Origin of the sequence: Kitasatospora sp. CB02891 (genome assembly GCF_002803145.1) — a bacterium.
Lineage (GTDB): Bacteria > Actinomycetota > Actinomycetes > Streptomycetales > Streptomycetaceae > Kitasatospora > Kitasatospora griseola.
Window position 1 is genome coordinate 47969 of record NZ_NNBO01000012.1, and the last position, 18324, is coordinate 66292.

Below are 18324 nucleotides of genomic sequence, written 5' to 3' on the forward strand. Positions count from 1 at the left end.
AGGTCGGAAGCCGCTCGAAAGTGGCCATTCCGGACAGTAGAGGCGGGAAGTTCGCTGAATCTTCACCAAATGAACACGACCGTGCGATGAAATGTCCGGATAGAGGGCGGAACGCCGTGACTTGCTGACGTATCGTCAGATGTACGCATGGTGGTGGAGCTGCGCACACACTGTGCCGAACCTCCCCGGAGGGTCGGACCGCAGCCCTCAGTACCAGTTGTGCGACTGCCAGAACGACCACGCCGCACACGGGCTGCCGTACGTCTGGTTCATGTACTGCAGCCCCCACTTGATCTGGGTCGCCGGGTTGTCCCGCCAGTCCGCGCCCACCGACGCCATCTTCGAACCCGGCAGCGCCTGCATCAGCCCGTACGCACCCGAGGACGCGTTGGTCGCGTGCACGTTCCAGCCGCTCTCGCGCTCCACGATGTTGTCGAAGCACTGCAGCTGCCCGGCCGGCACGATCTGCGCCGCGATCTGCTGCGGCGTCCCGCTGTACGTCTTCGCGAGCGGCGACGCGGACGCGGAAGCGGCGGGCCTGGCGGTCGGCAGCGCCTGGCGCTGCTGATCCCGGGACGCCGCCTCGGCCCGGGCCTTCGCCTCCGCCGACGCCTTGGCCTGCGCGCTGGCACTGGCACTGGCGCTCGCCTCGGCCTGTGCGCTCGCACTGGCGCTGGCGCTCGCCTCGGCCTCGGCCCGGGCCTTCGCCTCCGCCTCGGCCTGCGCGCTGGCACTGGCACTCGCACTGGCACTCGCACTGGCGCTCGCCTCGGCGGCGGCCTGCGAGGCCAGGGCGTCCGTCGCGAGCTGCTGGTCGCTCGCCGACGCGGGCCTGGCGGCGGCCTCGGCCGGGGTCGAGTGCTGCGGCAGGGCGACGGCCAGCGCCGAGGCGCCCGCGACCGCGAGCGTCGCCACACCCGTCACCACCGCGCGGCGGTGACGGCGGAACTTCCCCGAAAGGCTGGGCGTGCGGTGCTTCGGCATGGCGGTCTCTTCTGGTACGGGCCGGACGGCCGGGGGGACACGGCGGCCCGCCGACCGGCACGCACGGCACCCGCCGCGCAGTCGTGGGGGCACGGCGCAGCGCGGCAGTCGGTCGAACGTGGCAGCAGGGCAGTGGCCGGCGGAACCGGCCGGACCGCCCGGCGGACGGGGAACATTCTTGGCAGATCACGGAGAGTGGCCCAAAAAGCCCGAAAACTATGGCCTGTAGTAGCCGGGACGGCGGCAGGCGGGCCGCGGACCGCCCCGGGTCGGCCTGCGACGGGCCCGGCGGGACGGTCGTCCGACGGCCACCGGATTGCCGCTGACCTGCGAAGTTGCGGTAGCCTTCGGTGGTCGGGCGGCGAGCCGCGAGCGCCACCCGACCGGCGCCTCGACCCACCCACTATCGAGGGCCGTAGAAGCCCCCCGCGATGTGGGCGGGCTCACAGGAACCGAACGCGTCCGGGCACACCCCGCACCCGCCCGGCCACGCCCGGTGGACCGCAACGGCACCCCGGTCACAGCGCGCGATCACCACGCCCCGATACTGGCCGCATGGTGATCGCGGTGGTGGGGATTGCGGCGCTCGGCCTGCTCGGGGCGGCGCACTGGTACGTGTGGCGACGACTGGTCCGCGACGTCTCCACTCCGCGCAGCCGGTACCGGCGGGCAGGCACCGTGCTCGTCGTCCTGCTGCCCGTCCTCTCGCTGCTGGCCCTGGTCGGCGGCCGCGCCTTCCCGCTCGCCGTCGAACGCTGGTTCGCCTGGCCCGGCTACCTCTGGCTGGCCGTCCTGCTGTACCTGCTGCTCGCGCTGCTGGTCGGCGAGGTGCTGCGCCCGCTGCTGCTCCGCCTCCCGCGCCGCCCCTCGCGCCGCCCCTCGCGCGATCGAGAGGACCGGCCGGCGGAGGAGCTCGCGGCCGAGCCCTCGGACGAGCCTGCGGTGGAGGACGTCCCGGTGGAGGGCGTCGTGGTGGCCGACTCGGCGTCGCGGCGGCTGTTCGTCTCGCGAGTGGTGGCCGGGGCGGCCGCCGGAGTCGCCGTCGGGGTGGTGGGCAACGGCGCGTACGGGGTGCTGCGCGGGCCGCAGGTGAAGCAGGTGACGGTGCCGCTGGCGAAACTGCCGCGGGCCGCGCACGGCTACCGGATCGCCGTGGTCAGCGACATCCACCTCGGCCCGATACTCGGCCGGGCGCACACCCGGCGGATCGTCGACACCGTCAACGCCACCCAGCCCGACCTGATCGCCGTGGTCGGCGACCTGGTCGACGGCACCGTCCCCGAACTCGGCCCCGCCGCCCGCCCGTTGGCGGACCTGCGGGCCAGGGACGGCGCGTACTTCGTCACCGGCAACCACGAGTACTTCTCCGGCGCCGCGCCGTGGGTCGACTTCGTCCGCGAACTCGGCGTCCACCCGCTGGAGAACGCCCGCGTCGAACTGCCCTGGTTCGACCTCGCCGGGATCAACGACATCGCCGGCACCGCGCAGGGCCAAGGCCCCGACTACGAACGAGCGTTGGGCGACCGCGACCGCGGCCGGGCGGCCGTCCTGATGGCCCACCAGCCGGTGACCGTCCATGACAGCGTCCGCCACGGCGTCGACCTCCAGCTCTCCGGCCACACCCACGGCGGCCAGCTCTGGCCCGGCAACTACCTCGCCGAACTGGCCAACCCGACCGTGGCCGGCCTGGAGCGGTACGGCGACACCCAGCTCTACGTCACCCGCGGCGCGGGCGCCTGGGGCCCGCCCGTCCGGGTCGGCGCGCCGTCCGACATCACGGTGGTCACGCTCGCCTCGCTCCAGGCCTGAGCCGCCGTCGGGCGGCGGGGTGGCCGGGCGGCCGGGTGGCGGAAAACCGTTGGCAGGGACGGTTGCCGGTTCGGCAGGATCTCCGGCATGGAACGGGAGCCGCAGCAGGAAGAGGGAGTGCCGGTCGACCGGCTGGCGTTCAGCGCGGAGCAGTGCGTGGCGCTGGTCGCCGACAACCACGGCCGGCAGCTGGACTGGACGGTCGCCTCCCTGGCCGAACTCGACGCGGTCTGCGCCGAGTTGATCGCCCCCGAGCCGCTCGCCGAGGCGCGGATGGCGATGTGGTGGTCGCTGGTCGCCTGCTACACCGGCGAGGTGATGGTCCGCAGCTACGGAGGCGAGTGGATCGACGCCGGGGAGGACTCCGCCGGCCCCGCCGTCCGGGTGCTCGGCCTGACGGCCTTCCCCTTCAACACCGCGCACCGGGTGCTCAGCGGCGAGGAGGGGAAGAGCCTGGCGTCCTCGGTCGGCATGATCCCCGGGATCGCCCGCCACCGCGGCCTCTCCGACTGACAGTGCGGCTCACGGGTGCATGCGCGCACCCTTGAGCACCTTGTCGACCGCGTTGCGCGGCCCGTGCAGCGCCAGCCCCACCAGATCGAGCCCGGCCGTCGGCACCGCGCGGACCGCCGCCCGGTTGTCGCGGTCGTTGCCGGTGCCGAACAGCTCGGCCGTGAACACCGCCACCGGCAGCGAGCGGGACAGTGCCCGCGCATGGGCGGACGTCAGCAGCTCGCCGGCGCCCTCGAACACCAGCACCGGCTGACGGAACATCGGCAGGTACGCCGTCCCGTCCGCGTCCGCGTACGGCTCGCCGATCAACTCCGGTACGGCGGTGCCCAGTCCGCTCACCAGGAAAGCCGTCACGTTCAGGCGCTGCCAGGGCTGGAGGTCCTCGCGCAGCAGAACGGCGATCTTCGTGTCGAAACGGGGAACGGCCGGGGTGCTGGGCGCGCTGGGCAGGGTGTGGGTGTCCATGGAGTGAGCGTGCCGCCCCGGGCGTGGCCCGGTCTTGTACGTTCTTTGCATGACAGCGGCGGCCCGGCAGGAGATCACCGCCTGGCGGCCGCGCGTCCCCGGCATCGTCGAGGTACTGCACGCGCACCTCACCGAACACCGTTACCCCATGCACGTCCACGACGCCTGGACGCTGCTGATCGTCGACGACGGCGCCGTCCGCTACGACCTCGACCGCCATCGCCGCGGCACCCCGCACGACACCGTCAGCCTGCTGCCGCCGCACGTTCCGCACAACGGGTCGCCGGCCACCGAGGCGGGCTTCCGCAAGCGCGTCCTCTACCTCGAACTCGGGCAACTCGGCGAGGAGTTGATCGGACCGGCGGTGGACGGGCCGGACCTCGCGGATCCGCTGCTGCGACGGCGGGTCGGGCAACTGCACGCGGCGCTCGGCACACCGGGGGAGGAATGGGAGGCGGAGAGTCGGCTGGCGCTGATCAGTGCGCGGCTACGAGAGCTGCTGCGACCCCGAACGGCGGTGCCCGCCACGCCCGTTGACCGGAGCCTCGCCCACCAGCTGCGCGATCTGCTGGACGCCCGGCTGACCGAGCGGACCACCCTCGACGAAGCCGCGAGGCGTCTCCACGCCCACCCCGCCCACCTGGTCCGCGCCTTCACCACCGCGTTCGGCCTGCCCCCGCACCAGTACCTCACCGCCCGCCGCATCGACCGCGCCCGCCATCTCCTCCTCGACGGCGACCCCCCGAGCACCGTCGCCACCACCCTCGGCTTCCACGACCAGCCCCACCTCACCCGCCACTTCCGCCGCATCCTGGGCACGACGCCCGGACGGTTTGCGCGCGGGGTGCGGTAGGGGTCGGGGGTTGCGCTGCGCGGCTTCGGGGAGGGGTGGTGGAGTGGGACGTCGGGGCGGTTTGCGTGCGGGGCGACGGTAGGGGTTGGGGGTTGCGCTGCGCGCGGCTTCGGGGAGGGGTAGTGGAGTGGGACGTCGGGGCGGTTCGTCCGCGGGCGACGGGGGGGTGAGGGGTTGCGCTGTGCGCGGCTTTGGGGGAGTGAAGTAGGGCAACCCCGGGGGGTCGGTCGGGGAGGGGAGAGGTCGGGACTGCGCTGCGCGCAGCTTTGAGAAGGGAAGGCAGTGGGATGCCCGAGGGCGGCTGAGGCGGGAGGTGCGCTGCGCCCGGCTTTGAGAAAGGGAGTGGGGTAAGGCAACCCCGGGCGGTTCGTCGCGGGGCTGCAGGCGGATGGAGAGTCGTCGCGCTGCGCGCGGCTGTCGGGGACGCAGCGCAGGGCACCTTCGGACCGGTGATTGTGCGCGGAGCGCGGTAGGAGTTTGGGAGCTGCGCTGTGCGCGGCCGTTGAGAGGGCACCTTCGGGCCAGTGTGCGGTGCGCTCTCGGTGGGGTCAGAGCCAGCCCTGTTGGGCAGCTTTGAGGCCCGCTTCGAAGCGGCTGGCGGCGTTGAGGCGTTCCATGATGGAGGCCATGTGGCGGCCGACGGTGCGGGCGGAGATGCCGAGGCGTTGGCCGGCGGTGTCGTCGGTGAGGCCGGTGCCGAGGAGGCGGAGGAGTTCGCGTTCGGTGGGGGTGAGGCCGGTGGTCGGGTCGTCGGGGGTGGTGGCGCCGACGGGGACGGCGGTGTTCCAGGACTGCTCGTAGAGGTCGAGGAGGGCGCCGATGATGCCGGGCTCGGTGACGTGCAGGGCGCCCTTGCGGGTCTCCTTGGGGTCGATGGGGACGAGCGCCTGGGCGCGGTCGACGATGACGATGCGCTGGGGGACGGTCGGGGCGGTGCGGACCTCGCCGCCCTGGCCGAGCAGCCAGTGCGCGTAGTGGGCGACGTGGGGGTGGTGGCGGCTGGAGTCCTGGTAGAGGGTGCGGATGCTGATGCCGCGGGTGAGCGCCTCGGCGTCGGCGGGGCGGGACGCGTCGAGGTCCTCGGGGCGTTGGGCGCCGGGCTGGCTGCTGAGGACCTCGCGGGTGGCGCTGCGGCCCATCTGTTCGAGGCAGTGGTGGATGGCGTCCAGGCCGAGCAGCCGTTCGCCGTGGGCGGTGCGCTGTTCGGCGCGGTCGGCGACCATGCGGGTGACGGCGGCGCGGGACGCGGCGAGCGCGGCCTGGCGGGCGGCCAGTTCGGCCTCCTGCCGGGCGACCATGTCGGCCAGGCCGATGGAGGGGTCGACGGCGCGCATCCGGCCGGGGTGTTCGGTGGAGGCGCGCACCAGGAGCAGCGCGCCGAGTTCGTCCAGGCTGTCGTGGATCTGGCCGGGCGTCAGCACGCAGTGGGCGGCGAGGGCGTCGATGTCGTCGCCCGGACGGTCGAGCATGGCCTGGTAGACCTGGCAGGCTCGGGCCGTCAGTCCGAGTGCTTCCAGCATGAGTCCCCCCGGGGATCGTGTGCCGCTGGTGAGTGCGGAGAGTGTACGAATCTTCACTGATCATTTCAGTTGGATGGAGTCGAACACAAGCACGCACCCGCCCTGTCCGTGGTGGCTTTCGTGGGTTTGACCTGCGGATTCCTGTCTGACCCGAGGCGGCTGCTTTTCTCCCGGACGCCGAACCTCGGGAGTCCGCCCGATTGGCGTGCCCATGACTTGGTGTCCGAAGTCGGACAGGCCGATTGGCGACAGCCGGAACACCTTCCGGGGGGCCGCGCGGCAGACGAAGCTATTGATCGCCGCCGGGAAAACCGGCCGGGCGGCGAACCGGGACGGGCGTCAACCGCGGGACGCCGAACCGGAGCCCGTCCGCTTTGTTCGTTGCTGTTGAGGAGAACCACCGACATGCTCACTTGTCTCGCCAAGGCCGCCGCGGTCGCCGCCCTCGCGCTCACCGCCCTGACCGCCGCCCCGGCCGCGGTCACCGCCCTCACCTGCGACGCCCCGGCCGGCACCGTGACCGTCGCCGACGGCAGCCTCGGCTGGGGCTGACCGTCTTGGACCTCGTCCACGCCAGCCTGCGGCGCAAGGAGCCCGGACCCGTCCCGACGCAGGAGTCGGGCGAGGTCGTCGGGATCCTGTGGGCCCACGCCCTGCCCGGCGACGCACTCCAGCACGTCACCGTCGTCTGCAAGGCCGATCAGGTCGACGTCCTGCTCTATCTCCTCACCCGGCATCCCGCCGACGGCCCGTCGACTTCCGTGCGCACCGCCCACTCCCTGCTCGCCCGCAGCTACCGGGCCTCACCGCTGCTGGCCCGCCGCTACCACCTGCCGCCGCCGGCCGGCTGAACTCCCGTCAGGGGACGGGTGGTCGGCGTCGACGGTCGGCCCGGTCATTCGCTCGGCGGGCCGGCCTCGCCGTGGCGGGCGACGAGGGCCCGCATGGACGCCAGGAAGCCCTGGACGGCGGCGAGTTCGGCGGGGGAGAGGCCGTCCACCAGCGCGACGGTGTCGGCGATCAGCGGGCCGAAGTAACTCTCGCCGAGGGCGACGGCCTGCTCGGTGACCTCCAGCAGGACGCGGCGGCGGTCGTGCGGGTCGCGGGTGCGGCGGACATGGCCGAGGCGTTCCAGGCGGTCCAGGGCGGCAGTGGTGCCCGCCGAGTTGAGGCGCAGCTCGCGGCCGAGCAGGCCGGGGGTCGCGGGGGTGCCGGAGCGGGCGGAGTCCAGCAGTGCGATCAGGGCGCGCAGGTCGGTGGGGTGGAGCCGGTTGCGCCGGGCGAAGTCGGCGGCGAGCACCTCCAGGTCGACGGTGAGCGCGCGGAGTTGATGGACCGTCCGCAGGCCGTGGCGGTCCGGGAGTTCGGCGGTCATGCGGTGCGGGCCTTTCGACGGGGGTGCCTTCGGGGGCGGAGGCGCGCGTGCATATTATCTCGCCGAGCGAGAGACTCGCTCAGCGAGAAAACCCTGCCAGCCGGAGGCTGCCGCCATGGCGTTCGACCGTTCCGCCTTCCTGTCCGCGTACGACACCCTGCTCGACCGCTGGCCGGTACCGGTCGAGCCGATCGACCTCGACACGCCGTACGGCACCACCCGGGTGAACGCCGCGGGGCCGACCGACGGACCGCCGCTGGTGCTGATTCACGGCGGCGGCTCCACCGCGGCGAGCTGGTGGGCGAACGTCGGCGAACTCGCCTGCGAGGCAAGGGTGTTCGCGGTTGACCGGATCGGCGAGGCGGGCCGCTCCGCGAACACCGGCGACCGGCCGCTGCACACCGTCGAGGACCTGCACGGCTGGCTGGACACCGTCCTGGACGGGCTCGGCCCGACCAAGGCCGACCTGTGCGGGCACTCCTACGGCGGCTGGATCGCGCTGAGCTACGCGCTGCGCCGCCCCGACCGGATCGACCGCCTCGCCCTGCTCGACCCCACCGGCTGCTTCACCGGCTACTCGCCCCGCTACCTCCTGCGCGCGGCGCCCATGCTGGCCCGCCCGACCGAGGCCCGCGCCCGCGCCTTCCTCGCCTGGGAGACCGGCGGCATCCTGCTCGACCCGGACTGGACGCGGCTCCACGGCCTCGCCGCGACCTTCCCCGCCGCCCGCCCGATCACCGGCCCCCGCCCCACCCCCGAGGCGCTCGCCACCCTGCGCGCCCGCTGCCTGCTGCTGGTCGCCGCGGACAGCCGCTCCCACGACCCGCGCACCCTCGCCGCCCGCGCCGCCCGGCTGCTCCCGCAGGCCGAACTCCGCACCCTGGAGGGCGTCTCCCACCACGCCCTGCCGTACACCCGGGCGGAGCGGCTGAACGCGGAGCTGAGGGGCTTCCTGGCGCGTTAGGGCCTGTCTGACAAGATCGGCCGGACGGGCCCCGGACCCCGCGGCTACCAGCCGGTGCGCAGGCGGTAGGACGGGGTGAGGTCGCGGACCTCCGCGGAGCGGACCACCTCGCGGCCGAGGACGGGCCGCAGGTGCTTGTCGAGCAGGCGCAGCACCTCCTCGGACAGCCGGGCCTTCAGCCCCTCGGGCCGGCCCGGCAGCAGGCCGATCGCGATGTGCACGAAGGCCGTCAACTGGCCGTCGGCGTCGTCCACCCAGGTCTCCGCGGCCTGTCGGAAGAACGTCTTGCACACGCCCCGGGACGCCACCCACTCGCGCACCATCGGGTGCAGCTCGCGGACGAATCCGGGGCGGTCGAAGGAGTCGGCCAGCTGCGGCGAGTAGTCGACGGTGATGTGGGGCATGGCAGGACCTTCTTCGCGCAGATGCTTGGCTTCTACACCTGCCATTCAAGCCCCGCCCACCTCCGGGCCCGCGCCCGGGGTCCCACATGCTGGACGCGCCAGGGGCGCGGGGGAGCGGTCAGTCGGCGGCGGGCGCGGACCCGGCCGGGGTGTCGTGGACGCCCAGGCGCAGGTGCTCCACGTGGTACAGGGCCTGGTCGAGGAGCTCGGCGACGTGGTTGTCGTACAGCGCGTAGACGATCGAGCGGCCGTGGCGCTCGCCGGTGACCAGGCCGAGGTTGCGCAGCAGCCGCAGCTGGTGCGAGCAGGCGGAGGGCTCCAGGCCGACGGCCTCGGCCAGGTCGCCCACCGAGCAGGGCCCTTCCTGGAGCCGGGCCAGGATGTGCAGCCGGGAGGGGGTGGCCAGGGCCTGGAGGGTGGCCGCGACATCGGCGGTTCCGACGGCGTCCAGGCGTTCGCGGGTGGTGGCGCTGCTGGCGGTGTCGATTCCGTGGCCCATGGGCCCATCATACCGGTGACACCTGAAGACCTGTTCAGATGTTCCGGTATGGTGAAAGTGTCGTCCTCCCCATCGGCGAAGGGTTGCCCCGCCATGTCTTCCGTCCTGGACCGGCGCCCCGCGCCGCCCACCACAGGACCACTCCCGGCCCCGCCGAAACGGCGCACCCGTGTCCTGGCCCTGCCGGAGGCCCGGTGGGCGCTGGCCGCGCTGGTGCTGTTCCTGATCGCCCTCCCGCTGGACCTGGCCGGCGCCCCCGCCTGGGCCTGGGGCCCGCTGTACGCCCTCGCCTACGCCACCGGCGGCTGGGAACCCGGCTGGGCAGGCCTGCAGGCACTGAAGGAGAAGACCCTCGACGTCGACCTGCTGATGATCGTCGCCGCGCTCGGAGCGGCTGCGGTCGGGCAGGTGCTGGACGGCGCGCTGCTGATCGTCATCTTCGCCACCTCCGGCGCGCTTGAGGCGATCGCCACCGCCCGCACCGCCGACTCCGTGCGCGGCCTGCTCGACCTGGCCCCCGCCACCGCGACCCGGTTGACCGCCGACGGCGAGCAGACCGTCCCGGTCGAGGAACTCGCCGTCGGCGACACCGTGCTGGTACGGCCCGGCGAACGGATCGGCGCCGACGGCCGGGTACTGGACGGCGCCAGCGACGTCGACCAGGCCACCATCACCGGCGAACCGCTGCCCGTCGCCAAGCACCGCGGCGACGAGGTGTTCGCCGGCACCCTGAACGGCACCGGCGCACTGCGCGTGCGCGTCGAGCGCGACGCCGCGGACACCGTCATCGCCCGGATCGTCGCCATGGTCGAGGAGGCGTCCGAGACCAAGGCCCCCACCCAGCTGTTCATCGAGAAGGTCGAACAGCGCTACTCGCTCGGCATGGTGGCCGCCACCCTCGCCGTGTTCGCCGTCCCGCTGGCCCTGGGCACCGCGTTCACCGACTCGCTGCTGCGGGCGATGACCTTCATGATCGTGGCCTCGCCGTGCGCGGTGGTCCTCGCCACCATGCCGCCCCTGCTGTCCGCGATCGCCAACTCCGGCCGGCACGGCGTCCTGGTGAAATCCGCCGTGGTGATGGAACGCCTCGGGCAGATCGACACCGTCGCCCTCGACAAGACCGGCACCCTCACCGAAGGCGCCCCCCACGTCACCGACATCCGCCCGCTGCCCGACTCCGGCCTGACGGAGCACCAACTGCTCGCCCTCGCCGCAGCCGCCGAACACCCCAGCGAGCACCCGCTCGCCCGCGCCGTCGTCGACGCCGCCCGCGCGCGCCGCCTCCCCCTCGCCACCGCCACCGGCTTCACCTCCACCCCCGGCGTCGGCGTCACCGCCACCGTCGACGGACGCACCGTCACCGTCCACGCCCCCGACCGCGACTGCCCCGCCACCACCGACCCGGTCTCGGAACTGGAGGACGCCGGGCGCACCGCCGTCGTGGTCGCCACCGACGGCACCCCCGTCGGCGTGCTCGGCCTCGCCGACCGGCTGCGCCCGGACGCCGCCGCCACCGTCCAGGCCCTGACGGCGCTGACCGGCGCCGCCCCCGTGCTGCTCACCGGCGACAACCCGCGCGCCGCACGACGCCTGGCCGAGGACGCCGGAATCGGCGAGGTCCGGGCCGCCCTGCTGCCGCAGGACAAGGCCGCCGCGGTCAAGGAGTGGGAGCGGGCCGGACGGAAGGTCCTGGTGGTCGGCGACGGCGTGAACGACGCGCCGGCGCTGGCCGCCGCGCACACCGGCATCGCGATGGGCCGGGCCGGCTCCGACCTGGCCCTGGAGACCGCCGACGCGGTGATCGTCCGCGACGAGCTCGCCACCGTCCCCGCCGTGGTGGCGCTCTCCCGCCGGGCCCGCTCGCTGGTGGTGCAGAACCTGGTGATCGCGTCGGTGTTCATCACCGTCCTGGTGGTGTGGGACCTGGTCGCCACCCTGCCGCTGCCGCTCGGCGTGCTAGGACACGAGGGATCGACCGTCATCGTGGGCCTCAACGGCCTGCGGCTGCTGCGCGACGGCGCATGGCGGCGCGCCCGTGCGGAGAGCCGCCGATGAGCCGCCGCGCCCGCGAGAAGGCCGCCGCCCCCGCCCCGCAGACCGCGGCCCGCTGCACCGTGACCGTCTGCCGCGGCTGCTGCTGCGGCACCCCGAAGATTCCCCGCCTCGACCACGCCGCCCAGCTCACCGGCCTGCGGACGGCCCTCGCCGGAACGGCGAACGTCCGGCCCGTCACCTGCCTCGACGCGTGCGAGCACGGCAACGTGATCGTCGTGCAGCCCTCCGCGGAGGGTCGGAAGGCGGGCGGCCGGCCGGTGTGGCTCGGACTGGTCAACGACCTGGAGGCGACCGCCGACATCACCGCCTGGATCGAGGCCGGCGGCCCCGGCCTCGCCGAACCCCCGGCCGTGCTCGACCTGTACGCCTTCCAGCCCTCGCGCCGGGTCCGCGCCGAACTGGAGGACCGGTAGCGCCGCTCCGGCCGCTCCTGCGGGAGCGGCCGGAGCGGCCCTCGGGCCGCCCCCGCGATCGACGTGATGCCGTGTCGAAAGCAGCACATCGGCGGGGGAAATCCGGGCGCGGCCATTGGCCCGGCCGGAGCGGGGAGTGTAGGAATGGGCGTATGACCCGGTTTCGGGCAGCACCCGGCGGACCAGGCGCGGCGGGCCACACCTCCCCGCGCCGGACGCCCATGGGCCCCCGCCCGGCACCCCCGTCCGCAGTGACGTTCCCCCAGGTCGGGCGGTGCGGATGAGCCGGGAAGCGCACGGGAGGCGCCCGTCGGCGGGCGCCGAGGCGGCCGTCGTCCGGGAAGGCCTGCTGCTGATCGACGCCGACCGGCGGCTGCTGTACGCCAACGACGAGGCCCGCCGGCTGCTGAAACTGCCCGCCGACTGCGAGGGCCGCCCGCTGCGGGCGCTCGGCCTGCCGGCCGACCTGCTCGCGCTGCTGGACGGCGGACGCGACCTCACCGACGTGTCGGTTGCCGTGCCGGGCCGCACCCTCGGCCTCGACCTGCGCCACACCGACCGGGCCGGCGGCCCGGCCTGCCGGATCGCCACGCTGCGCGACACCGCCGTCCTCGCCGACCCCGACACCGCCCGCCGCCGCCTGGAACTGCTCTACCGGGCCGGCGCCTCCATCGGCACCACGCTCGACATCACCCGCACCTGCCAGGAACTCGCCGCCGCGCTCGTCCCGGCCTTCGCCGACTACGCCTGCGTCGACCTCTGCGAAGGCGTCCTCGACGGCGGCGAACCCCGCCCCGCCCGGAACGGGACGATGCACCGGGCCGCCCTCACCGGGATCACCGCGCAGCCGCCGCTGCTGCCCCCGGGCGCGTCCGTGCCGGTCGTCCCCGGCACCCCGCGCGCCCGGGCCGTCAGCACCGGCCACCCGGTGGTCGAGCCCGACCTGTCGGCGGCGCTGGACGTCTGGGACGACATCCGGCCCGGCGCCGTCGACGCCATGCGCGACGAGCAGGTGCACACCCTGATCGCCGCGCCGCTCAACGTGGGCGACACCATGCTCGGCCTCGCCACCTTCTGGCGCGCCCGCCCCCGGCCCGCCTTCGACGAGGAGGACGGCGCGCTCGCCGAGGAACTGACCACCCGGGCCGCCGTGCTGGTCGACAACGCCCGCCGCTACACCCGCGAGCACACCATGGCCGTCGCCCTCCAGCACAGCCTGCTGCCCGCCGGACTGCCCGAGCAGCAGGCCCTGGAGGTCGCCTCCCGCTACCTGCCCGCGCAGGCCGGCGTCGGCGGCGACTGGTTCGACGTGATCCCGCTGTCCGGCGCCCGGGTCGCCCTGGTGGTCGGCGACGTCGTCGGCCACGGCGTGCACGCCGCCGCCACCATGGGACGGCTGCGCACCGCCGTGCACACCTTCTCCTCGCTCGACCTGGCCCCCGAGGAACTGCTCGGCCACCTGGACGCCCTGGTCAACCGCCTCGACCAGGAGAACCCCCGCCCGGACGGCGCCGAACGCCCGATCACCGGCGCGACCTGCCTGTACGCCGTCTACGACCCCGTCACCCGGCGCTGCAGCCTCGCCCGCGCCGGGCACCTGCCGCCCGCCGTGGTGCACCCCGACGGGCACGTGGAGATCCCCGACCTGCCCGCCGGGCCGCCGCTGGGCATCGGGCAACTGCCCTACGAGACAGCCGAGTTGGAGCTCCCCGAGGGCAGCCGGCTGGTGCTGTACACCGACGGCCTGGTGGAGTCCCGGTCGCACGACCTCGACCACGGCATGAAGCTGCTGCGGGCCGCACTCGCCCACCCCGGCCGCAGCCCGCGGGAGACCTGCGACGACCTGCTCGACGCGCTGCTGCCCACCAGCCCCGCCGACGACATCGCCCTGCTGGTGGCCCGCACCCGGGCGCTGCCCGCCGACCACGTCGCCGACTGGGACGTCCCCGCCGACCCGGCCGCCGTCGCCCGGGTGCGCGCCGCCGTCACCCGCCGACTGGAGGACTGGGGCCTGACCGAGCAGGCCTTCGCCGCGGAACTCGTGCTCAGCGAACTGATCACCAACGCGATCCGGTACGCCAGCGGACCGATCCGGGTCCGGCTGCTGCGCGACCGCGCGCTGATCTGCGAGGTCTGGGACGGCTCGGCGACCTCCCCGCACCTGCGGCACGCCACCGACACCGACGAGGGCGGACGCGGCCTGTTCCTGGTCGCCCAGCTCGCCGAACGCTGGGGCACCCGCTACCCCGCCAGCGGCAAGGTCATCTGGGCCGAACTGCCGATCGGCCCGCGGTACGGCGGAGCGCCCGGCGAGACGTTCGAGGTGGGCGAGGCGCTCGACGGGGGAGAGCCGCTCACTCCTCGCACAACTCCTTGAACAGCTGCAGATCGGTCCGCACCGCCTCCTCCACCGCCCGGCTCTGCGCGAACCCGCGCGGACCGCCCAGCGACTCCTTCAGCTCCTCCGGGTCGTACTCCAGGCGCACCTGCACCTGCGTGTGCGCGGCGTCCAACGGGCGCAGCGCGAACGTGCCGCGCAGCGGCGGGCCGTCCACGGTCTCCCAGCTCATCACCCGGCCGCGGCCGTGATCGGTCAGCTCCGCGTCCACCTGGTGCCGCTCGCCGCCGAACTCCACCTCCAGCTCCGCGTGCCGCCGCCCTCGCGCACTGGCGTGCACCACCCCGCCGACGAACTCCGGGTACTCCGCCACCCGGTGCAACTGCGACCACGCCGTCCCCACCGGGGCGGTCACCTCGATCTGCTCCTCCAGGGTCCGCATCGCGCGCACCTCCGCATCCTCGACGCTCCTTCCAGCCTGCCAGCGCCGACCGCACACCGCCCCCGACGGGCGAGTGCTCGTCGGGGGCGGTGGCGGTTCGGAGGGGAGTGGTCAGTCCTGCGGGAAGGCGCCCTCGAACGCGGCGGCCAGCCGCAGGTACGGCACCGCCTCGGCGTGCCGGCCCTGGCGCTCCAGGACGCGGCCGAGGACGAGGTGCGCGTAGTGCTCCACCGGGTCGCGCTCGATCACCTCGCGCAGCTGCTCCTCGGCGCGGCGCAGCTGGGCGGAGTGGTAGTACGCCCGGGCCAGCAGCAGCCGCGGGCCGACCTGCTCCGGGGCCTCCTCGACCAGCTCGGCGAGGATCCGCGCGGCGTCCGCGTACGCCTTGGAGTCGAAGAACAGCTGGGCGCGCGCCCAGCGCTCGGCGACCGTCCCCTCGTGGAGGCTCGCCTGCTCGGTGGGCAGGCCCGTGGTCCGGGGCCGGAAGTCGGTGGTCATGCCCTGCTCCTTCCCGTTCCCGGGGCCGTCGTCGGATCCCCGGTGCCGGGCCTCCGCGGCCCGGCAGGTGGTTGAACATTCACCTACCGACGTCTATTCCAAGGTCGTTCCGGGGTCCGTTCCAGGATCGTTCCGGGTTCCGCTCCGCGGCCCGGGGCGCGCGATCAGGGCTCCGCCGCCAGGTCCAGCAGCCGCAGCATGAACTCCGCCGGCAGCGCCGGGTTCGCCGCCGCCGCCCTCGGACACGCCCCCGGCTCCAGCAGACCCAGCAGCACCTCCAACGGCAGCCGAGGATCACCGGCGGCCGCCCGCGCCACCGCCTCGTCCGGATCCTCCGCCAGCCGCGCCAGCACCTCCGGCGCCAACTCCGGATCCCGCAACGCCGCCAGCCGCAACGCCGGCTCCGGCCGCTCCGCCCACGTCGCCAGACCCGGCGCGGCGAACCGGTCCAGGGCCGGCAGCGAGGACGGACCCAGCAGCTCCGCGTACACCGACCGCAGCAACGCGCCCGGCGCGTCCGCACAGTGCTCCGCCAGCGCGAGGCGCACCGCCGGCTCCGGATCCTCCGCCAGCAGCGCCACCGCCTCGCCCGGCAGGCGCTCCAGCGTCGCCACCGCACGCCGCACCAGCGGATGCGCCGAGCGGGCCAGCCGCAGCAACTCCGCCGGATCGCCCCGCCGTTCGGCCACCCATGGCAGCTCCGGCGCCGCGTCCGACGCCCCGAAATCCACCGCGGAACGCTGCTGCTCCGTCAGATCCGGCCGTATCGACACCGCCAGGCGCACCGCCGCGTCCGGGTCGACCGCCAGCGCCAGCGCCAGGTCCGTCGGCAGCTGCGGATTGCCCGCCGCCGCCCGGCGGATCCGCGGGTCGTCGTCCAGCACCAGCCATTCGCCGAGCGCCCGCTCCAGGGCGGCCCCCGCCGCCGTGCGCTCCCGGCGCACCGGGTCGCTCTCCGCGATGTACCCGGCCAGCGTCACCGGCAGCGGACGCTCCACCCGCAGCGCGCGCTGCACCGCCGCCCGCACCGCCGGATCGCGGTCCGCCCGCAGCGCCGTGCGCACCCGGGCCGGCAGCCGCGCCCAGCTGTCCGCGCCTACCGCCGCCGCCCGCACCAGCGGCGAGCCGTCCTGCGCCAGGTCCACCAGCAGCTCCTCCGGCAGGCCCACGGCGCCCGGCACCCGGCGGCGGGTGTCCGGATCGCGGTCGTCCGCCAGCGCCGTGAGCGCCCGCTCCGGCAGTGGCACCCGGTGCGCCGCCGACGCCGCGGCCCGGCGCACCCGGCGCTCACGGTCCCCGGCCAGCACCGCCAGTACTGCCGGCGACAGCCCGGGCCGCTCCGCCAGTGCCGCCCGGACCCACCAGTGCGGGTGCCGCAGCGCCGCCTCCAGCACCCGGTCGGGCAGCTCCGGCCGACGCGCCGGCCAGCTCGCGCCCTCGCCCTCGGACGTGTCGTTCAACAGCCGGACCAGCACCTCGGACGGGGCCGCCGGATTGGCCGCCAGACCGGCGCGCCACGCCCTTCCCGGCGGCGGGCCGGACAGCGGACGCCAGACGGCGGCGGGCTGATGGGCGCTCAGATCGAGCACGTGTAGTACCTCCCCCGGAACGGCAAACGTCACCGAGCCTACCCGCGTGGTGGCGCTCCGTGCACGGGATCACACCAGGCCCACACCCTTGGAATGCGGGACAAATCCCAGGATGTGGGAAGTGTGTGCGCGATGCGGACCGTCGGGGGAGAAAGCGGACCGACCACCCCGCTTTTGTGGCACCCGGTGCCACGAGAGCGGGGTGTCGGTGCGTCAGGAACGGGGCACCAGGCGGAAGGTGAGGACCCGCCCGCCCTCCTCGCTGGTCACCAGCTGCACCCGGGCCCCGATCGGCACCGCGCCCGGCAGCCCGCCGAGCACCGACGCCTGCACGGTGAAGCCCTCGTCCAGCACGATCAGGTACGGGCGCCCGAGCAGCGGGCCCCGGCGGGTCGGGCGCAGCAGTCGCTGCACCGTCCCCTGCCCGGACGCCACCGCCGGCTCCAGGTCCGCCGACCCGCACACCGGGCACAGCAGGCAGGTCACCGCGCTGGCCGAGTGGCACCAGTGGCAGCGGCGGTAGTGCAACTCGGTCTCGGCGGCCGGAAGTTCGGGCCGGCCCCGGAACGCGGACGGGGCGAAGTGCGAGCCGAACGGGTCGGCGGCGAGATCGAGGGGGCCGGGGGTGCCGTCGAGGCCGACGGTGATCGTCGGGGCCGTCGTCGGCGCGGCCGGGGCGAGCGTGGGGGTCATGGCCGTCTCCTTGCTGAGCCGGTGTGCGCCGCCGTACCGCCACCCGGGCGGGCGTGCGGGCGGGGCGGTCTGCCAGGAGGGACGGTATGGCACTCAGTGCCCCGTGTAAAGGTACCGAGTGCCAGTCGGTACGTCAGATCATCGGTGTGACGGACGAGGCGCGCCCGGACGGCCGGCGGAGCGGCCGGTCACTGCTCCAGGGCCGCCTCGACGCCCTGCACCACCCGCCACATCGGCGTGCCCCGGCGGGCCACCATGACGACCACTTCCTCGTCCTGCGACTCCGACCGGCCCTCGGCCGCGCCGTCGCCCCAGGTGTCGACGACCAACTGCAGCGCCTCGTCCACCGCCGCGCCGACGTCGCCCTCACCGCCCGAGCGCAGCCAGGACCGCAGCGCGAAGTTGTGCGCCGCGACCACCGCCGCCGCGATCACGTCCGCGCGCAGCGCGCCGTCCGCGCGGGCCGCGTAGCGGGTGCGCAGATGGCCCGCCAGGGTGCGCTCGTAGCGCCACACCACGGAGAGCTCGTGGGTGCGCAAGTTCGGTACCTGCTTGGTCAGTCGGTAGCGGCCGACGGAGAACGACGGGTTCCCCGCGTACATCCGCAGCACCAGCCGGGCCGCGTCGCAGACCTGCGCCACCGGGTCGCCCGACGGGTCGGCCTGCTCCAGGAACGTCGTCATGTCCGCGAGGCAGCCGTCGTGGTCCGGGAAGACCACTGCCTCCTTCGAGGGGAAGTACCGGAAGAACGAGCGCCGGCCGACCCCCGCGAGCGAGACGATGTCGTCGACCGTGGTCTGTTCGAAGCCCCGCTCCGAGAACAGCTCGAACGCCGCCTCCACCAGGGCGTCCCGCATCGTCGGCCGGGTTGCCGTGGCTCCGCCCTGCTCATGCACCTCGCTCATACCCG

The 18324-nt window shown here is 74.4% G+C and carries 20 protein-coding genes; 9 read left to right on the plus strand and 11 right to left on the minus strand.

The window, feature by feature from the left end:
* Positions 1 to 207 precede the first annotated feature (207 nt).
* Complete coding sequence (locus tag CG736_RS36480; protein WP_157815716.1) at positions 208 to 984, minus strand: lytic transglycosylase domain-containing protein; 777 nt, start codon at positions 982 to 984, stop codon at positions 208 to 210.
* Positions 985 to 1539: 555 nt separating this feature from the next.
* Here CG736_RS36480 and CG736_RS24725 point away from each other — a divergent pair.
* Positions 1540 to 2793: a metallophosphoesterase gene (locus CG736_RS24725; protein ID WP_100588381.1), complete on the plus strand. Its 1254-nt coding sequence runs from the start codon at positions 1540 to 1542 to the stop codon at positions 2791 to 2793.
* 87 nt (positions 2794 to 2880) lie between these two features.
* Entirely contained in the window at positions 2881 to 3306 is a 426-nt protein-coding gene (locus tag CG736_RS24730; RefSeq protein ID WP_198520599.1) for a hypothetical protein, read from the plus strand.
* A gap of 9 nt (positions 3307 to 3315) precedes the next feature.
* On the opposite strand, the gene CG736_RS24735 is transcribed toward CG736_RS24730, so the two are convergent.
* Positions 3316 to 3771 carry a DUF2000 domain-containing protein gene (locus CG736_RS24735; RefSeq protein WP_232734153.1) on the minus strand — a complete coding sequence of 152 codons (456 nt, stop codon included), beginning with the start codon at positions 3769 to 3771 and terminating at the stop codon, positions 3316 to 3318.
* Between the two features lie 49 nt (positions 3772 to 3820).
* Here CG736_RS24735 and CG736_RS24740 point away from each other — a divergent pair, with 49 nt between their 5' ends.
* Positions 3821 to 4624, plus strand: a complete 804-nt coding sequence (locus CG736_RS24740) for an AraC family transcriptional regulator (protein ID WP_100588382.1) — start codon at positions 3821 to 3823, stop codon at positions 4622 to 4624.
* 548 nt (positions 4625 to 5172) lie between these two features.
* On the opposite strand, the gene CG736_RS24745 is transcribed toward CG736_RS24740, so the two are convergent.
* Complete coding sequence (locus tag CG736_RS24745) at positions 5173 to 6144, minus strand: LuxR C-terminal-related transcriptional regulator (protein ID WP_100588383.1); 972 nt, start codon at positions 6142 to 6144, stop codon at positions 5173 to 5175.
* A gap of 405 nt (positions 6145 to 6549) precedes the next feature.
* Between CG736_RS24745 and CG736_RS36485 the strand changes: the two genes are divergently transcribed.
* Together CG736_RS36485 and CG736_RS24750 are read left to right on the plus strand one after the other, a co-directional pair.
* Positions 6550 to 6696 (plus strand): hypothetical protein, encoded by a 147-nt coding sequence (locus tag CG736_RS36485; RefSeq protein ID WP_157815717.1) that lies wholly within the window; start codon positions 6550 to 6552, stop codon positions 6694 to 6696.
* Between the two features lie 5 nt (positions 6697 to 6701).
* Positions 6702 to 6995 carry a hypothetical protein gene (locus CG736_RS24750; RefSeq protein ID WP_100588384.1) on the plus strand — a complete coding sequence of 98 codons (294 nt, stop codon included), beginning with the start codon at positions 6702 to 6704 and terminating at the stop codon, positions 6993 to 6995.
* 44 nt (positions 6996 to 7039) lie between these two features.
* Here CG736_RS24750 and CG736_RS24755 read toward each other — a convergent pair whose 3' ends face one another.
* Entirely contained in the window at positions 7040 to 7519 is a 480-nt protein-coding gene (locus tag CG736_RS24755) for a MarR family winged helix-turn-helix transcriptional regulator (protein ID WP_100588385.1), read from the minus strand.
* Between the two features lie 115 nt (positions 7520 to 7634).
* On the opposite strand from CG736_RS24755, the gene CG736_RS24760 reads away from it, so the two are divergent.
* The gene (locus CG736_RS24760) at positions 7635 to 8483 is read left to right on the plus strand and encodes an alpha/beta fold hydrolase (protein WP_100588386.1); all 849 of its coding nucleotides are present in this window, start codon (positions 7635 to 7637) and stop codon (positions 8481 to 8483) included.
* 44 nt (positions 8484 to 8527) lie between these two features.
* On the opposite strand, the gene CG736_RS24765 is transcribed toward CG736_RS24760, so the two are convergent.
* Together CG736_RS24765 and CG736_RS24770 are read right to left on the minus strand one after the other, a co-directional pair.
* Entirely contained in the window at positions 8528 to 8887 is a 360-nt protein-coding gene (locus CG736_RS24765) for a 5-carboxymethyl-2-hydroxymuconate Delta-isomerase (RefSeq protein WP_043907346.1), read from the minus strand.
* Positions 8888 to 9005: 118 nt separating this feature from the next.
* Complete coding sequence (locus tag CG736_RS24770) at positions 9006 to 9386, minus strand: helix-turn-helix transcriptional regulator (protein ID WP_100588387.1); 381 nt, start codon at positions 9384 to 9386, stop codon at positions 9006 to 9008.
* Between the two features lie 93 nt (positions 9387 to 9479).
* Here CG736_RS24770 and CG736_RS24775 point away from each other — a divergent pair, with 93 nt between their 5' ends.
* The 3 genes from CG736_RS24775 to CG736_RS24785 all read left to right on the plus strand — a co-directional run bounded on the left by CG736_RS24775 (position 9480) and on the right by CG736_RS24785 (position 14231).
* The gene (locus CG736_RS24775; protein ID WP_100588388.1) at positions 9480 to 11441 is read left to right on the plus strand and encodes a heavy metal translocating P-type ATPase; all 1962 of its coding nucleotides are present in this window, start codon (positions 9480 to 9482) and stop codon (positions 11439 to 11441) included.
* Positions 11438 to 11854, plus strand: coding sequence for a hypothetical protein (locus tag CG736_RS24780; RefSeq protein ID WP_100588389.1), 417 nt, complete (start codon positions 11438 to 11440; stop codon positions 11852 to 11854). The genes CG736_RS24775 and CG736_RS24780 overlap by 4 nt, the downstream gene beginning before the upstream one ends.
* A 280-nt stretch (positions 11855 to 12134) precedes the next feature.
* Complete coding sequence (locus CG736_RS24785) at positions 12135 to 14231, plus strand: SpoIIE family protein phosphatase (protein WP_100588390.1); 2097 nt, start codon at positions 12135 to 12137, stop codon at positions 14229 to 14231.
* On the opposite strand, the gene CG736_RS24790 is transcribed toward CG736_RS24785, so the two are convergent.
* The 5 genes from CG736_RS24790 to CG736_RS24810 all read right to left on the minus strand — a co-directional run bounded on the left by CG736_RS24790 (position 14209) and on the right by CG736_RS24810 (position 18319).
* Positions 14209 to 14634 (minus strand): SRPBCC family protein, encoded by a 426-nt coding sequence (locus CG736_RS24790; protein ID WP_043907341.1) that lies wholly within the window; start codon positions 14632 to 14634, stop codon positions 14209 to 14211. The two genes, CG736_RS24785 and CG736_RS24790, sit on opposite strands and share 23 nt — an antisense overlap.
* A gap of 111 nt (positions 14635 to 14745) precedes the next feature.
* Positions 14746 to 15132 (minus strand): M48 family metallopeptidase, encoded by a 387-nt coding sequence (locus CG736_RS24795; RefSeq protein WP_232734154.1) that lies wholly within the window; start codon positions 15130 to 15132, stop codon positions 14746 to 14748.
* Positions 15133 to 15296: 164 nt separating this feature from the next.
* A complete protein-coding gene (locus CG736_RS38705; RefSeq protein WP_100588391.1) occupies positions 15297 to 16721 on the minus strand; it encodes a hypothetical protein in 1425 nt (474 codons plus the stop codon).
* 213 nt (positions 16722 to 16934) lie between these two features.
* Entirely contained in the window at positions 16935 to 17414 is a 480-nt protein-coding gene (locus tag CG736_RS24805; protein WP_100588392.1) for a Zn-ribbon domain-containing OB-fold protein, read from the minus strand.
* A 188-nt stretch (positions 17415 to 17602) separates the two neighbouring features.
* Positions 17603 to 18319, minus strand: coding sequence for a TetR family transcriptional regulator (locus tag CG736_RS24810; RefSeq protein WP_100588393.1), 717 nt, complete (start codon positions 18317 to 18319; stop codon positions 17603 to 17605).
* Positions 18320 to 18324: the final 5 nt, after the last annotated feature.

Bases quoted from the DNA above. Each gene is read 5' to 3' on its own strand.
- CG736_RS36480 (WP_157815716.1), bottom strand. From the start codon at position 984: ATGCCGAAGCACCGCACGCCCAGCCTTTCGGGGAAGTTCCGCCGTCAC.
- CG736_RS24725 (WP_100588381.1), top strand. From the start codon at position 1,540: ATGGTGATCGCGGTGGTGGGGATTGCGGCGCTCGGCCTGCTCGGGGCG.
- CG736_RS24730 (WP_198520599.1), top strand. From the start codon at position 2,881: ATGGAACGGGAGCCGCAGCAGGAAGAGGGAGTGCCGGTCGACCGGCTG.
- CG736_RS24735 (WP_232734153.1), bottom strand. From the start codon at position 3,771: ATGGACACCCACACCCTGCCCAGCGCGCCCAGCACCCCGGCCGTTCCC.
- CG736_RS24740 (WP_100588382.1), top strand. From the start codon at position 3,821: ATGACAGCGGCGGCCCGGCAGGAGATCACCGCCTGGCGGCCGCGCGTC.
- CG736_RS24745 (WP_100588383.1), bottom strand. From the start codon at position 6,144: ATGCTGGAAGCACTCGGACTGACGGCCCGAGCCTGCCAGGTCTACCAG.
- CG736_RS36485 (WP_157815717.1), top strand. From the start codon at position 6,550: ATGCTCACTTGTCTCGCCAAGGCCGCCGCGGTCGCCGCCCTCGCGCTC.
- CG736_RS24755 (WP_100588385.1), bottom strand. From the start codon at position 7,519: ATGACCGCCGAACTCCCGGACCGCCACGGCCTGCGGACGGTCCATCAA.
- CG736_RS24760 (WP_100588386.1), top strand. From the start codon at position 7,635: ATGGCGTTCGACCGTTCCGCCTTCCTGTCCGCGTACGACACCCTGCTC.
- CG736_RS24765 (WP_043907346.1), bottom strand. From the start codon at position 8,887: ATGCCCCACATCACCGTCGACTACTCGCCGCAGCTGGCCGACTCCTTC.
- CG736_RS24770 (WP_100588387.1), bottom strand. From the start codon at position 9,386: ATGGGCCACGGAATCGACACCGCCAGCAGCGCCACCACCCGCGAACGC.
- CG736_RS24775 (WP_100588388.1), top strand. From the start codon at position 9,480: ATGTCTTCCGTCCTGGACCGGCGCCCCGCGCCGCCCACCACAGGACCA.
- CG736_RS24780 (WP_100588389.1), top strand. From the start codon at position 11,438: ATGAGCCGCCGCGCCCGCGAGAAGGCCGCCGCCCCCGCCCCGCAGACC.
- CG736_RS24785 (WP_100588390.1), top strand. From the start codon at position 12,135: ATGAGCCGGGAAGCGCACGGGAGGCGCCCGTCGGCGGGCGCCGAGGCG.
- CG736_RS24790 (WP_043907341.1), bottom strand. From the start codon at position 14,634: ATGCGGACCCTGGAGGAGCAGATCGAGGTGACCGCCCCGGTGGGGACG.
- CG736_RS24795 (WP_232734154.1), bottom strand. From the start codon at position 15,132: ATGACCACCGACTTCCGGCCCCGGACCACGGGCCTGCCCACCGAGCAG.
- CG736_RS24805 (WP_100588392.1), bottom strand. From the start codon at position 17,414: ATGACCCCCACGCTCGCCCCGGCCGCGCCGACGACGGCCCCGACGATC.
- CG736_RS24810 (WP_100588393.1), bottom strand. From the start codon at position 18,319: ATGAGCGAGGTGCATGAGCAGGGCGGAGCCACGGCAACCCGGCCGACG.